Here is a 13731-nt window from a genome sequence, read left to right as displayed (position 1 = left end):
GCCTTGACGCAGCATGATATACCAGGGCCATGCTGACAAAATAACTGACTGATAAAGCATATGAAAATCCTATCACGCTCACAGTTTACTGTTTTTTTCAGCCGTCGGCGCACAGACAAGCGCCGTGCACCGGGCGTGTTGGCGATCACAGTTGTGAAGCGAGAAACGGGTAAAGTTTGCTGAACCAGGGGGGTTAGTGCGATAAGGTAATTATTCTATCTTGAAAACTAAGTCCACTTTCATTAACGTAACTTTCATCGGCGGGCAGCCTCTGTCACTGTCCCCTTCATCCACTCATGAGAACTCACCATGGCGAATCAAGGTGTCATTCGTCCGGCGACCCCGGCGGACTATCCGGCGCTCTACCGCATCTGCCTGGAAACCGCGGATGCGGGCGGAGATGCCCGGGCGCTCTACTCCGATCCCGACTATCCCGGCCAGCGGTTTGCCGTGCCCTATGCGCGCTTCGCACCCGATTTTGCATTTGTGCTGGAGATCGGCGGTGAGGTGCGGGGCTATGTGGTCGCCGCGCCCGATACCCGCGCCTTCGAGGCGCAGCTGGAGGCGCAATGGTGGCCGCTGCTACAGCAGCATTATCAGCAACGCCACGCCGATGCCCCGCTCGACGGCAAAATACTCGACGCCATTCGCCATCCCGATCGCGCGGCTGACGCGCTGGTCACTCAGTGGCCTGCTCACCTGCATATCAATCTGTTACCGGCGGCGCAAAAAGGCGGCTGGGGCCGCAAAATGATTGAGCATCAACTGGCGGCGCTGCGGGCAGCGGGCGTCAGCGGCGTACATCTTGGCGTCAGCCTGCAAAACGAGCAGGTCTGCGCCTTCTATCAGCGCATGGGATTCACCCCGATTATGCGCAGCAATGCCATCTACATGGGCCAGTTACTCTGAGTGAGGTAGCCGATGACCAGCCTGCGCTTGCAGAATGTGAAGAAGTCTTACGAACACGTTAATGTGATTCATGGCATCGATCTGACGATCAACAGCGGGGAGTTTGTGGTCTTTGTCGGGCCATCCGGCTGCGGTAAATCGACGCTGCTGCGGATGATCGCCGGGCTGGAAGAGATCAGCAGCGGGCAGTTGCTGATTGAGGAAAAAGACATGACGCAACAGCCCGCCACCGAGCGCGGCATTGCGATGGTGTTTCAGTCCTATGCGCTCTACCCCAACATGACGGTGCGCGGTAACCTGGCCTATCCGCTTGAGGTGATGAAGAAATCAAAGGCGGAGATTAACCAGGCCATTGAGCAGACCGCCGCCCGTCTGCACCTGACCGAACTGCTTGACCGGCTGCCCCGCGCCCTCTCCGGCGGGCAGCGCCAGCGCGTGGCGATTGGCCGGGCGATTATTCGTCATCCGCGCATCTTCCTGTTCGATGAACCGCTCTCAAATCTTGATGCCGAGCTGCGTCTGCAGATGCGGATTGAGATCGCCCGGCTGCACGCCTCGCTGGGTAATACCATGATCTATGTGACTCACGACCAGCTGGAAGCGATGACGCTGGCGGACCGGATCGTGGTGCTGCGGCAGGGCCGGATTGAGCAGGTTGGCGCGCCGCTGACGCTCTATCATGATCCGGATAACCTGTTTGTCGCCGGTTTTATCGGCTCGCCGAAGATGAACTTCCTGTCGGCGGAGATCGCGGCGGTCGGAGACGGTAAAGTGCAGCTGCGGCTGCCGGAACTGAAGCTGGATGGCCTGGTGCTGAACATCGCCGCGCCGTGCCAGGAAGGGCAAATCGTGACGCTCGGCATCCGTCCGGAACACTTTCAGCCCGCCGCGCAGACGCCGGATGCACACCGCTTTCACGGCGAGCTGGCCTATGGCGAGAGGCTGGGACACACCAACTATCTCTATCTCGATATTGGCCGGGAACAGATGCTGGTGGTGGAAGAGCGTGAGGCGCATCAGCGTGAACTGGGGGCGCAGGTTGAACTGGGGATTTCCGCCGCGCACTGCCTGCTGTTTGATCAGCAGGGATTACGCCTGCGTTAAGGCGAACAGGTTGCAATCAGCGGGCGCTTCGGCGCCCGTTTTGCTGGCAGGCCATCTCAGGTGACCGGCTCTTCATCCGCCTGGGCGGCCAGCAGGTCCAGCAGACGATTCACCGCAAAGCCGGCTGCGCCGAGTGCCCACATCCGGTTTGATTCGGTGAGAAACTGCAGCGGCGTCATGTGCGGCGTCAGTTTCAGCCGGTAAGCCTGAAAGCTCTGGGTGATGTGATCGAGCAGAATGCGTGACGCCATATGCGGCTCCATCGCCAGATAGACCACATCCGGATCGTAGGCCACCGACAGGTTCGCCAGCGAAATCCCTAATTCGCGTCCCGCCTCTTCCAGCGCCGCCAGTACCTCAGGCGTCGGGCGCTGATCCAGCGCCTGTAAGGTCAGCGTGGTCAGTTCGTCTTCCGCTACCCGTTGTAAAATCGCGCGTGAGGAGGCCACATCTTCCAGCAGGCGCAGCGAGCCATCCCCGACCAGCCCGTTACCGATCTCGCCCGCTTTGCCGTGGCGACCGCGATAGAGCTGGCGATTGAGGATGATCCCGGCACCAATTCCTTTGCCGTAAGTGGCGATTACCGCCGACTGGGCAGTGCCAAGCTGGCCAAACACCAGTGCCGCCATTGCCATCGCATTGGCATCATTCTCGATAAACACCGGCAGCGAGAAGCGTTCCTCCAGCTGGCGGGCAATCGGAACGTTATCCCAGTCGAGCACCTTCGAGCGGATGCAGTAGCCATTTTCGGCGTCCACCAGTCCCGATAACGCCAGCCCGATGGCCCCGACCCGCTTCTCTTCCACCCCGCGCAGAAATTTCGCCAGCGCATCACCGAGCTGGCGTGGCGTCATAGTGCCCGGCGGCATCTGCTGTTCACCCAGTAAATTGCCACTGAGATCGGTCATGACGATCAGGTTACGCTCCGCGTTGAGCTGGATACCGATGACGCTGGCCCGATCGGGATTGAGTCCGAGCAGCGTCTTTGGCCGCCCCATCGACACGCGACGCAGTCCCAGCTCCTGCACAATCTCTTGTGCCAGCAGGCGATTGGTCGCTTGCGAAACCGTCGACATGCTCAGCCCGCTGCGGACTTTCAGGTCGGACTGGCTAATCGGCGCGTTTTCAACAATCAACCGCAGGATGCGTGCAGTCACGTTGGGAGCGGTCATAAATTCCTCGGATTGACGCACTGACGCTGGGGAACCGGCTTCAGGTCAGTGATGGGATAAAGGGAGCGGGCTGGTCGCCGGCAGCCTGCGTCCGGGCGAGCGTTAAGGCTCCGCTCAGCGCGTCACCCAGCGGCGTGACCAGCCGGGTCTGAATATCGGTCGCCAGCCAGCGGTGAACCGGCACGGCCAGGCCGCCCATCAGTGCGACCCGTCCATTGCTCAGCGCGGTGAGACGACGCACCATCATGCCGATATCGGCCGCAGTCTGCTGCAGCAACGCCTGCGCATGGTCATCACCGGCACTGGCCGCCGCAAAAATCTGCGGGACCACGTGCGCCCAGTCGGCAGGCGCGGCGGTACGGGTCCACAGCAGCATGGCTTCCGGACTGTGATCAAACTGTGCCATCAGCTGCTGCGTCAGGGCGCTGTGTTCAACCATCGCCTCATGGGCCAGCAGTGCCAGACGCAGCGCCCGGCGACCCAGCTCCGCGCCGGAACCCTGATCGGAAAGCGCAAAGCCCCAGCCACCCAGCAGCGTGAAGCGCTCGCCATCCCAGGCGGCGCCCTGACTGCCGGTGCCGATAATAAACACCGCGCCAGGCTGCCCGGCGTGCGCGCCCGCACAGGCGATTTCCACATCGCTGACCACCTGCAATGCGGCACAGGCAGGCTGCCAGCCGGAGAGGCGCGCCTGTACCGACGCGACGTTAGCACCGGCTAATCCGGCTACCAGTGAGGTCTGTGCCAGCGCCTGCGGCGTTAATCCGGCCAGCGAAAATATCCGGTCAATCAGCTGTTCAACGCAGGCCAGCGCCGCCTCATACTGCGACCAGACGTTGGCGGGTCCGCCCGTGGCTTCCGCCAGCACCGTACCCTGAAGGTCGGTTAACCGCGCACGGCACTGGGTGCCGCCGCCATCAATACCAAGGAGATAGTGTGATTGCACGCGCTTCCTCCCGCCTCCACTGATTAAGAGTTGTTGCCATCATCAGCGAACGATAGGGTAAAAAAACTTAAATCGCAATAACAAATAAATATGGCAATAAAATTCTGGATGTTTTTTGTTAATTTACATAAAGATAACAAAAAACCACCTCGCAAAACGCGCAGGCAGATATTGACATTAGTTTTTCTGTCGTAATAAGTTGATGGTCAGATTATCAACAGCCGCGCCGGGCGACGGGCGGGCTCTGCGTCATCCGAATTCAGCATCAGGGGTTTAACATGAAAGTAGGCATTATCGGTCTCGGCTTTCGTCTGTCCCACGTGATTAAAGAGTTTAACAACGCCGACGACGCCTTCTCGGTAGTGGGTTATTACGACCCGGCACCTGCCGGACTGCCTAATCTGCACAGCTTCGCTATCAATCCTGGCCAGTCGTTTGACTCGATTGAGGCACTGTTGCAGCACGGCGGAATGGATGTAGTGCTGGTCGGCTCACCCAATTTTCTGCACCTTGAGCATGTCGGCCAGGCGCTGGCAGCGGGCTACACCGTGTTTACTGAAAAGCCGGTGGTGATCAACGAACAGCAGACCATGGAGATGGCGAAGCTGGTGCGGCAGTATGGCGAGGCGCGCATTCTGGTCGGTCTGGTGCTGCGCTATTCCCCGCTCTATCACGATCTGCTGGCGGCGCGTGACGCCGGCCGGCTGGGCGAGATCACTTCGATTGAAGCCACGGAACATATCAAGCCGTATCACGGTGCCTTCTTCCAGCGCGACTGGCGGCGGCTGGAAAAGTACGCTGGCCCCTATATTCTGGAAAAATGCTGCCACGACATCGACCTCTATCAGGGCTTAATGCAGCAGCGTCCGGTGCGGGTCGCCAGCTTTGGTGGCCGCAAATCCTTTACGCCGGCCCATGCGCCACAGGGTGCGGTAACCGCCGACGCAGAGGTTTACCACATCAAGCCCAGTGGCTGGTCCAGCACCGATGCGGTATTCGACAGTGATGCCGACATTGTCGATTACCAGACCGCGCTGATTGAATATGCCGGCGGTGCCACCCTCGCCTTTCACGCCAACCTCAACGTGCCGGATGAGTTCCGCCGTTTCTGCGTGATCGGCACTGACGGCATGGCAGAAGGTGATTTCGTCCGTAACTACTTCCGCGTTCACAACGCGCGCAGCGGCGAGAAAGAGATCGATACCGCCTACAGCGGCAATGCTTACGATGGCCACTACGGCGCTGACGCGCTGATGGCGGAAGAGATCGTCAAACACATTAAACAGGGAACACCGCTGAAAGTTTCAGTGGTGGACGCGCTGGAAGCGGGCCTCACCGCCATAAAAATCGATGAGGCGCGCAAAACCCGCAGCGTAGTGGACATGCGTGAAAGCTGGCAAACATTTGACGCCAACCTGGGAAAAACCGGGGCCTGATGGCCCCACCTGCGGGTCGGCCTCCCCCGTCGCCCCACAGGCTGTGACTAGTGGTATGACTGGATCCAGATTGTAACCGGCCTTTGGGCCGGTTTTTTTATGCCGGATCGACCTCGTTCTCCAGCTTCTGACGCCGCCGTAAATGCGGAAACAGCTTCATCCACAGCGCCACCACCACCAGCGTACCGATGCCGCCAATCGCTACTGCCGGTACCGCACCCAGCCAGGCCGCCAGCAGCCCCGACTCAAACTCCCCCAGCTGATTGGAAGTGTTGATGAAAATGGCGTTCACCGCATTGACCCGCCCGCGCATCGCATCCGGCGTATCGAGCTGCACCAGCGCGCCGCGAATCACCATGCTGACCATATCAAACCCGCCCAGCGCGGCCAGCGCCAGCAGCGATAGCCAGAGCTGGCTGGAGAGTGCGAACACCAGCGTCGCGACACCAAAACCGGCCACCGATCCGAACATAATCATGCCGACATGCTTGTCCAGTTTGTGACGACTCAGCCAGATACCCACCAGCAGCGCGCCCACCGACGGCGCACCGCGCAGCATCCCTAATCCCCAGGGGCCGGTGTGCAGAATATCTTTTGCAAAGATCGGCAGCAGCGCAGTGGCGCCGCCCAGCAGCACCGCAAACAGGTCAAGCGAGATTACCCCCAGCACATCTTTGCGCTCACGGATGAAGTGAATCCCGGCAAACAGGTTCTTCATATTCATCGGCAGCCGTGGCTGGCTGGGTCGCTGATAGCGCAGCAGGGCGACCAGCGTCAGCGAGATAAAATAGAACAGCCCGGAGACGCCATAGACCACCTCAGGACCGGCCACGTAGAGCAGTCCGCCAAGGGTCGGTCCGACAATCACCGCCGCCTGCCCGCCTACCGAGTTCATTGCCATCGCGCGCGCCAGAATCGACGGCGGCACCAGTGATGGCAGCATCGAGGACATGGCGGGCCACTCCAGCGCTTTGGCGACCGCAATCATAAACACCAGCCCCCACAAGGCGGTTTTATCGACCGAATGAAACAGCGTCAGTACCACCAGCCCCAGTAACGCGGCAAACTCCACCAGCTGACCGAGCAGCACGATACGCCGCCGATCGTATTGATCAGCCAGATGTCCGGCCGGCAGTGCCAGCAACACTGAGGGAAGAAATTGCATCAAACCGATCATGCCTAACGCCAGCGCACTGTTGGTCAGTGCGTAAATCTGCCAGCTGATCGCTACTGAAAACATCTGAAACCCAAACGACGAGCAGGTGCGTGCCAGCCAGAATGCGACAAACGTCCGGTGTCGCCACAGCGACTCTTCTGCTGCCGGTGCCATCAATCCCATGTTCTATCCCATATTAAGTGATGATTCCCGCGTTGTTGCGCGGTGTTACTGGTGCAGTCTGACGGCATGATGAGGGTCAGGATGCGCGAACCGGCCGTGCCAGCCTTGCCTGCCCACACGGCCAGCGGGTCTCATCGGGATCTGCCCTGATAATTACCAGCCTATTGGTCCTTACTGTTGAATGTATTCCAGGTGATCATCAGATGCCAAAGGAATAATTTTCTCTTTTATATCGGCTTTATTTACTTTTTCCGGCAACAAAGGGGTGATTTGGAATAAGCAGTTGATCTATATTTATTCACGCATTCAGAAAAATGCGACTTTTTATATCAATAATTATCAACATCACCTTTTATATTGCATTTCATAGAGATAATGAAAAACAGTTTATATAACCCCTATGTGACTGAACCTATCCATCATGTTGAGCGGCAAGTCGCTGGCATTTGCTATAGTGTTCCCTATCTTCAACACACTCAGGACAGCAGTAATATACTTAATACACACAACATTATTTCACTACACAATCACATTGCTACTGAAGCAGCATTAATGATTATTCCGGTTGAGGATATTCGTTTACAGGGAATGATTGCCCTGCCGGAGGCCTATATGCATTTACAGGACCCGCGTGTACGGGTAGGGATTAACTATCGCAGTTTAGTGGCGCACGGCGCGTCACTGCTTGAATTAACCGAGAAATTTAATTTCTGGCTGTATGATTTCGCCCCCCCCGGTGCCGACTGGCGATTACTGGAATCGTTCCCCTTTTCCGGTATTGTTTTAAGCGAACCGTTCTTTAAAGATAATTATCAAAAATTCACCTTCCCTTATTTTATGGCTTCGTTTCGGGCAAAAGGGGCAGAAGTCATTGTACGCAGTCAGTCGCCGGGTTTAACGGCGGAGCAATTCGCTGAGATTAATATCAGCGGCTGGCAACAACAACGCTCGGATGGCGAACTTATTAGCTGCTGATTCACTAATCCTGCCTTCCGGCGTTAAGGGCACATGGTGGTGCGCTTAACGTCTCATAACCCCCCATAAAATGTCGTATGGCTTCGTATGTAAAGCGATTTAAGCTAAAAAAGTCAAACCTTGATCTAATTTTGCTATAACATTTAACACAAAGGGATCGTCTGACTTAGCGGAAGAGAGATTTAAGAACACCCTTCATCATTTGTACTTGATAACTGAAGACAACCTATCTGGTTGTTTTCGTGTGTTTTATGGCAACGAAACGAGGTCGATATTATGGGGAAAAACTCCTCATCTTTTGGCGTAATTCGTTTCCTGACGGTACTGTTCGCAGTGCTGACGGGTGCGTTTATGCTGATTGGCGGTATTTGGTTAGCCGCCATTGGTGGTTCCTGGTATTACATCGTCGGCGGGGCAGCAATGCTGATCACCGCTTTCCTGCTGTGGCGTCGTAACAGCGCCGCGCTGGTGGTATACGCTTTGCTGCTGCTGGCTACGCTGGCATGGGGCGTCTGGGAAGTCGGTACTGACTTCTGGGCGCTGGCACCGCGTACCGATGTGCTGGTGATCTTTGGCGTCTGGCTGGTACTGCCTTTTGTCTGGCGCAGCCTGCACAATGTTGGCAAGGGTCCGCTGGGTGCTATGGCCGTGGCGCTGATCGCCAGCGCGGTGGTACTGGCTTACGCCGTGTTCAACGATCCGCAGGTCATCAACGGGACGCTGCCGGAAACCGCTGACAATGCCCCGCAGGCACAACCGCTGAGCAACATTCCTGACGGTGACTGGCCGGCTTATGCACGCGATCAGCAGGGAACCCGCTTCTCTCCGCTCAAGCAGATTAATCATCAGAACGTTAAAGAGCTGCAGGTTGCCTGGCAGTTCCAGACCGGTGATTTAAAAACCGCCAACGATCCGGGTGAAATCACCGATGAAGTGACGCCAATTAAAATCCGCGACACCCTCTACCTCTGCTCGCCACACCAGATCCTGTTTGCACTGGACGCGGCCACCGGCAAACAGAAGTGGAAATTTGATCCGGGCATGAAGGTCAATCCAACCTTCCAGCACGTCACCTGTCGCGGCGTCTCTTATCATGAAGTGCCGGCCGCGGCCGATGCAGCCAACAGCCAGCCTGCGCTCTGCTCACGTCGCATCTACCTGCCGGTCAACGATGGTCGTCTGTTTGCGCTGGATGCGGAAACCGGCGAACGCTGCCCGTCATTCGGCGTCAACGGCGAGCTGGATCTGCAACACAAACAACCCGTGACCACGCCTGGTCAGTATGAGCCGACTTCACCGCCGGTGATTACCAACACCACTATCGTGATGGCGGGTGCGGTGACCGATAACTACTCAACCCGCGAGCCGTCAGGCGTGATTCGTGGTTTTGATGTGAATACCGGTAAACTGCTGTGGGTGTTCGATCCGGGCGCGAAAGATCCTAACGCGATTCCGGCCGATGAACACACCTTCACCATGAATTCCCCGAACTCATGGGCACCGGCGGTCTACGATCCGAAACTGGATACGGTCTATCTGCCGATGGGTGTTACTACGCCAGATATCTGGGGCGGTAACCGCACGCCAGAACAGGAACGTTATGCCAGCAGCGTGCTGGCGCTGAACGCCACGACCGGCAAGCTGGTCTGGGCCTATCAGACCGTTCACCACGATCTGTGGGATATGGACCTGCCGTCACAGCCGACGCTGGCTGATATCACCGACAAAGAGGGCAATACCGTACCGGTGATTTATGCGCCGGCGAAAACCGGTAACATCTTTGTGCTGGATCGTCGTACCGGCAAGCCAGTGGTTCCGGCTCCTGAAACGCCTGTTCCGCAGGGTGCGGCGAAAGGTGATCACGTATCCGCCACACAGCCCTACTCTGAGCTGACCTTCCGTCCGAAACAGAACCTGACGGATAAGGATATGTGGGGCGCGACGATGTACGATCAGCTGGTGTGCCGCGTGATCTTCAAGCGTCTGCGCTATGAAGGTCCGTTCACCCCGCCATCTGAGCAGGGTACGCTGGTGTTCCCGGGTAACCTCGGTATGTTCGAATGGGGCGGCATCGCCGTCGATCCACATCGTCAGATCGCGATTGCTAACCCAATGGCGCTGCCGTTTGTCTCGAAGCTGATTCCCCGTGGTCCAGGCAACCCGATTGAGCCGCCGAAAGGCGCTGAAGGCGGATCCGGCACCGAAACCGGTATTCAGCCGCAGTATGGCGTACCTTACGGTGTTGAATTGAACCCGTTCCTGTCACCGTTTGGTCTGCCGTGTAAACAGCCAGCGTGGGGTTACGTCTCTGCGGTGGATCTGAAGACCAACAACGTGGTGTGGAAACAGCGTATTGGTACCACCCGCGACAGCGCGCCAGTACCGGTACCGTTCAAAATGGGTATGCCGATGCTGGGCGGTCCGATCACCACCGCCGGTAAAGTGTTCTTTATCGGTGCGACTGCCGATAACTACCTGCGTGCTTACAGCACCGATACCGGTGAGCTGTTGTGGCAGGCACGTCTGCCAGCCGGTGGTCAGGCGACGCCAATGACCTATGAAGCGAATGGCAAGCAGTACGTTGTCATCGCGGCCGGTGGTCACGGCTCGTTTGGCACCAAACTGGGCGATTATGTGATTGCTTACGCGCTGCCAGACCAGAAATAACCCTGTCATCAGCGGTTAACATCAGGCGGACTCCGGTCCGCCTTTTTTGATCGCGCTATTTTTCATCGCCCGCCCGTTCAGCCATCCGCACAGCAGCATCACCACGCTGGTCGCCAGAAACACCGGCCGCATCCCAAACGTTCCCCCGACCAGACCGCCGAACAGCGGGCCCGTCACCTGGCCGATATACTGGGCCGACGTCGAATAGCCCAGCATCCGTCCGACCTGCGAGCCCGGCACGCTGTGCCGGATAATGGCGGTGATGCACGGCAACAGTCCGCCCAGCGCCATTCCCATCAGAAAACGCAGCAACACCAGTTGCCAGGCGGCGGTAATAAAAGCCTGCGGGATCAGCAGCAGCGCACTCACCACTAAACCCGCCGTCAGCACCCGCCAGTGACCAATGCGGTCAGCCAGCCGTCCAAGCCGCGGCGCGGCGATCACCGTCCCCAGCGCGGCAGCCGACATCACCAGCCCGGCGACCTGCGTTATCTGGTGGTTACCCGAGACAAACTCGCCGACATAAAGGGTGATAATCGGTTCAATCGACATCGTGGCGAAGATCAGCAACATGCCCGACAGCCACATCAGCCGGACCCGCCGCTGATTGACCGGAGTTGCGGCTGGCGCTGGGGCAGAATCTTCCCGTGGCGAGGCAGCGGCGCGTGGCTGCTCTTTCAGCAGAAAAGTGGTCGCCAGGAAGGCGATAAAAATCACCGCGCCGGTTAACCAGAAGGTCTGGCGAATACCGATCAGCGGCGGCAGCACGCCGCCCAGCAGCGGACCGACCACGTTGCCCGCCATAATACCAGAGGATAATACCCCCAGCGCCCAGCCGGTCTGGCCTTTGGGCGTTTGCGCCGCCACCAGAATGGTCGAACCGGAGGCGTAACCGCCCAGCAAACCCGCCAGCAGACGCAGCGCCACCAGCTGCCAGGGCGCGGTCGCCATGCCGATCAGTGACATAGCGATAGCCATCCCGAGGCTGGCGCGGATCAGCATCAGCTTACGACCATAACGGTCAGCCAGTCTGCCCCAGAGTGGCGCGGTCAGCGCCGCGCTGAAAAACGTGGCACCATAGGCCAGCCCCGACCAGCGCGCAATGGCGGCGGGTTGCTGCACGCCAAGCTGCTGGACATAGAGCGGTAAAAACGGCAGCAGCAGCGTCATCGCCACGATGGTGCTGAACGAGCCCAGCACACAGACCCATAAGTTGCGCTTCCAGTGCTGAAATTCTGCTTTTTCTGCTGGCTGTTGCATAAAGATATCCCGTCATTGATCAGGGATACAGGCTAACCAGGCGCGTCAGATAACAACAGTAGCGGTGCGATAGTTACTTTGTGGCGCTGACTGTTGCGATACAGCAACAATCAGCCGCTGACCAGCGCGGCGATCAGCGTGTCGCATAATAAGCTGACCGGTGAAGCGGGCTGCAGCGTGTCATGCAGCAACAAATAGCTCTGCAGCCGATCCATCTGCCACTCCGGCAGCAGTTGCTGAATATCACCACGGGCGACCGCCTCCTGCGCCATATAGGAGGGCAGATAGGCGATGCCGCTGCCCGCCAGTGCCGCGTTCAGCAGCGCCATGCTGTTATTGGCACGAAAACGGCTGCGGACATCCAGTGCCAGCCGCTGCTTGTCGCGGCGAAACGGCAGCGCGGCGGTGTGCGCCGGTCCATGAAACAGCAGCAGGTCATGGCGAGGCAGCATCTCAGGATGATCGATAGCAGGCCGCTGCGCCAGATAACCCGGTGCCGCATACAATCCCCACTCAATGTCGCTTATCACCCGAAAATGCCCCTGCTGCGGTGGCCGGGATCGAATCACGATGGCCACATCCACCTGCTCATCCAGCCGATCGTGGTTACGGTCGGTCAGTTCGAGGTCGACGTTAATGTGCAGATGGCGGCGCAGAAAGCGATTAAGCACCGGCACCACGCACTGACAGCCGTAGGTCACCGGAGCCTGCAGACGTACATTGCCGGCCGGTTGCTGATGCAGTTGCTGGACAAAGGCATCTGCCCGCTGCACTTCCGCCAGCATCCGGACGCAATAGGGATAGTAAGCCTGACCGAGCTCCGTCAGCGCCAGTCGCCGGGTGGTGCGCTGCAACAGCCGGATGCCGAGTCGCAGCTCAAGACGGGAGATTTCCCGGCTGACGTGGGATTTAGACCAGCCGAGCGCCCGCGCTGCTTCACTGAAACTCTGGAGTTCCACCACCCGCGCAAACACCAGCATGGCGGTTAAATTAGCACTGTTTTCCATGCGTTACCGCTCCGATACCCTGAGGATTCTGGCATCAAACTAGCATGTTCGGGGCAGCTTACGGCGGCAGATCAGCAAAAAGAGGGGACTGAATCAGACAACGGAGCAGTACGTATCGTACCTTCCCGCACTTTTCTCTGGCGGGAAGGCCATCACAGGCATCAACTGGCCATGGCCAGCGGAAACAGTAACCGATCCGGCTCGACCCGGCGCTGGCGGCGTAACTGGCCTGGCGTCATCATAAAATAGTTTTTAAAGGTGCGGGTGTAGGCTTGTTGGGTGTCGAACCCGTAGTTCATGGCGACCTGCAATATCGCTTCATTGCTGCTCAGCAACGACAGCGCAGATTCGGTTAACCTTCGCTGCCGGATATATTCCGCCAGTGAAAATCCGGTATGCTGGCGAAACAGCCGTTGCAGATGCCAGCGGGAATAGCCAGAGCGACGTGCCACCTCATCCAGATGCAGATCGTGTCCCAGATTGTTTTCTATCCATTCCAGCAAACTCCGAATAAACTCGCGCTGATTCATGGGTTCCTCCTGATATACGCTGATGTGCAGTGAACCCACTTTACCCGGTTAAATTTATCCCTTAATTAGCAGAAAATTAGCGCAGAATTAGCAACCGCCAGATTCAGGCCTGCGGCCCCCTTAATCGGTCAGATAACGGCAGCAACTTACCTGAATAATAAGCATTAAGTGATCCCGGCAGTCCGGTAAAATAATTTGCGTTAAGTCCCTGGCAAATCCGCCAGGCTAATTTGTGTTAAGTAACACCCGATTCGCCAAAATAATGCGTGCTACAGCAAGGCGGCGAGTCGCAGCCAACGCCGCTGTAGTACGAAGTATGACGGCGGAATGACGGCGGATAATTCTGGCCTAACAATTGATGGATAAACTCTCTCCCATCTTTACGA

The 13731-nt window shown here is 57.8% G+C and carries 11 protein-coding genes; 5 read left to right on the top strand and 6 right to left on the bottom strand.

Features of this window, described 5'->3' with window-relative positions; all coding sequences use genetic code 11:
* Window positions 1-309 precede the first annotated feature (309 nt).
* The gene (locus HA41_RS19990) at window positions 310-909 is read left to right on the top strand and encodes a GNAT family N-acetyltransferase (RefSeq protein WP_094122206.1); all 600 of its coding nucleotides are present in this window, start codon (window positions 310-312) and stop codon (window positions 907-909) included.
* Between the two features lie 12 nt (window positions 910-921).
* On the top strand, window positions 922-2013 hold the full coding sequence (locus HA41_RS19985) for an ABC transporter ATP-binding protein (RefSeq protein ID WP_094122205.1): 1092 nt from the start codon (window positions 922-924) through the stop codon (window positions 2011-2013).
* 56 nt (window positions 2014-2069) lie between these two features.
* Here the strand turns inward: HA41_RS19985 and HA41_RS19980 are convergent, their stop codons facing one another.
* The gene (locus HA41_RS19980) at window positions 2070-3185 is read right to left on the bottom strand and encodes an ROK family transcriptional regulator (protein WP_094122204.1); all 1116 of its coding nucleotides are present in this window, start codon (window positions 3183-3185) and stop codon (window positions 2070-2072) included.
* A 40-nt stretch (window positions 3186-3225) separates the two neighbouring features.
* On the bottom strand, window positions 3226-4131 hold the full coding sequence (locus HA41_RS19975) for a glucosamine kinase nucleotide-binding domain-containing protein (RefSeq protein ID WP_094122203.1): 906 nt from the start codon (window positions 4129-4131) through the stop codon (window positions 3226-3228).
* Between the two features lie 278 nt (window positions 4132-4409).
* Between HA41_RS19975 and HA41_RS19970 the strand changes: the two genes are divergently transcribed.
* A complete protein-coding gene (locus tag HA41_RS19970; protein ID WP_094122202.1) occupies window positions 4410-5567 on the top strand; it encodes a Gfo/Idh/MocA family protein in 1158 nt (385 codons plus the stop codon).
* A 97-nt stretch (window positions 5568-5664) separates the two neighbouring features.
* Here HA41_RS19970 and HA41_RS19965 read toward each other — a convergent pair whose 3' ends face one another.
* Window positions 5665-6906, bottom strand: coding sequence for an MFS transporter (locus HA41_RS19965; RefSeq protein WP_094122201.1), 1242 nt, complete (start codon window positions 6904-6906; stop codon window positions 5665-5667).
* Between the two features lie 375 nt (window positions 6907-7281).
* On the opposite strand from HA41_RS19965, the gene HA41_RS19960 reads away from it, so the two are divergent.
* Both HA41_RS19960 and HA41_RS19955 read left to right on the top strand, forming a co-directional pair.
* Window positions 7282-7881, top strand: coding sequence for a hypothetical protein (locus HA41_RS19960; RefSeq protein WP_094122200.1), 600 nt, complete (start codon window positions 7282-7284; stop codon window positions 7879-7881).
* Window positions 7882-8157: 276 nt separating this feature from the next.
* The gene (locus HA41_RS19955; protein ID WP_094122199.1) at window positions 8158-10548 is read left to right on the top strand and encodes a glucose/quinate/shikimate family membrane-bound PQQ-dependent dehydrogenase; all 2391 of its coding nucleotides are present in this window, start codon (window positions 8158-8160) and stop codon (window positions 10546-10548) included.
* 21 nt (window positions 10549-10569) lie between these two features.
* Here the strand turns inward: HA41_RS19955 and HA41_RS19950 are convergent, their stop codons facing one another.
* The 3 genes from HA41_RS19950 to HA41_RS19940 all read right to left on the bottom strand — a co-directional run bounded on the left by HA41_RS19950 (window position 10570) and on the right by HA41_RS19940 (window position 13345).
* Entirely contained in the window at window positions 10570-11808 is a 1239-nt protein-coding gene (locus tag HA41_RS19950; RefSeq protein WP_094122198.1) for an MFS transporter, read from the bottom strand.
* 110 nt (window positions 11809-11918) lie between these two features.
* A complete protein-coding gene (locus HA41_RS19945; protein WP_094122197.1) occupies window positions 11919-12815 on the bottom strand; it encodes a LysR family transcriptional regulator in 897 nt (298 codons plus the stop codon).
* A 161-nt stretch (window positions 12816-12976) separates the two neighbouring features.
* The gene (locus tag HA41_RS19940) at window positions 12977-13345 is read right to left on the bottom strand and encodes a helix-turn-helix domain-containing protein (RefSeq protein WP_094122196.1); all 369 of its coding nucleotides are present in this window, start codon (window positions 13343-13345) and stop codon (window positions 12977-12979) included.
* Window positions 13346-13731: the final 386 nt, after the last annotated feature.

The sequence above is a fragment of the Pantoea conspicua genome, from assembly GCF_002095315.1.
Taxonomy (GTDB): Bacteria; Pseudomonadota; Gammaproteobacteria; order Enterobacterales; family Enterobacteriaceae; genus Pantoea; species Pantoea conspicua.
The sequence above is the reverse complement of the archived record's forward strand: the minus strand, read 5'-3'. Positions and strand labels throughout refer to the sequence as shown.

Excerpts from the sequence above, each read along its gene's own strand:
- HA41_RS19990 (WP_094122206.1), top strand. The coding sequence starts at position 310 with ATGGCGAATCAAGGTGTCATTCGTCCGGCGACCCCGGCGGACTATCCG.
- HA41_RS19985 (WP_094122205.1), top strand. The coding sequence starts at position 922 with ATGACCAGCCTGCGCTTGCAGAATGTGAAGAAGTCTTACGAACACGTT.
- HA41_RS19980 (WP_094122204.1), bottom strand. The coding sequence starts at position 3,185 with ATGACCGCTCCCAACGTGACTGCACGCATCCTGCGGTTGATTGTTGAA.
- HA41_RS19970 (WP_094122202.1), top strand. The coding sequence starts at position 4,410 with ATGAAAGTAGGCATTATCGGTCTCGGCTTTCGTCTGTCCCACGTGATT.
- HA41_RS19965 (WP_094122201.1), bottom strand. The coding sequence starts at position 6,906 with ATGGGATTGATGGCACCGGCAGCAGAAGAGTCGCTGTGGCGACACCGG.
- HA41_RS19960 (WP_094122200.1), top strand. The coding sequence starts at position 7,282 with ATGAAAAACAGTTTATATAACCCCTATGTGACTGAACCTATCCATCAT.
- HA41_RS19955 (WP_094122199.1), top strand. The coding sequence starts at position 8,158 with ATGGGGAAAAACTCCTCATCTTTTGGCGTAATTCGTTTCCTGACGGTA.
- HA41_RS19950 (WP_094122198.1), bottom strand. The coding sequence starts at position 11,808 with ATGCAACAGCCAGCAGAAAAAGCAGAATTTCAGCACTGGAAGCGCAAC.
- HA41_RS19945 (WP_094122197.1), bottom strand. The coding sequence starts at position 12,815 with ATGGAAAACAGTGCTAATTTAACCGCCATGCTGGTGTTTGCGCGGGTG.
- HA41_RS19940 (WP_094122196.1), bottom strand. The coding sequence starts at position 13,345 with ATGAATCAGCGCGAGTTTATTCGGAGTTTGCTGGAATGGATAGAAAAC.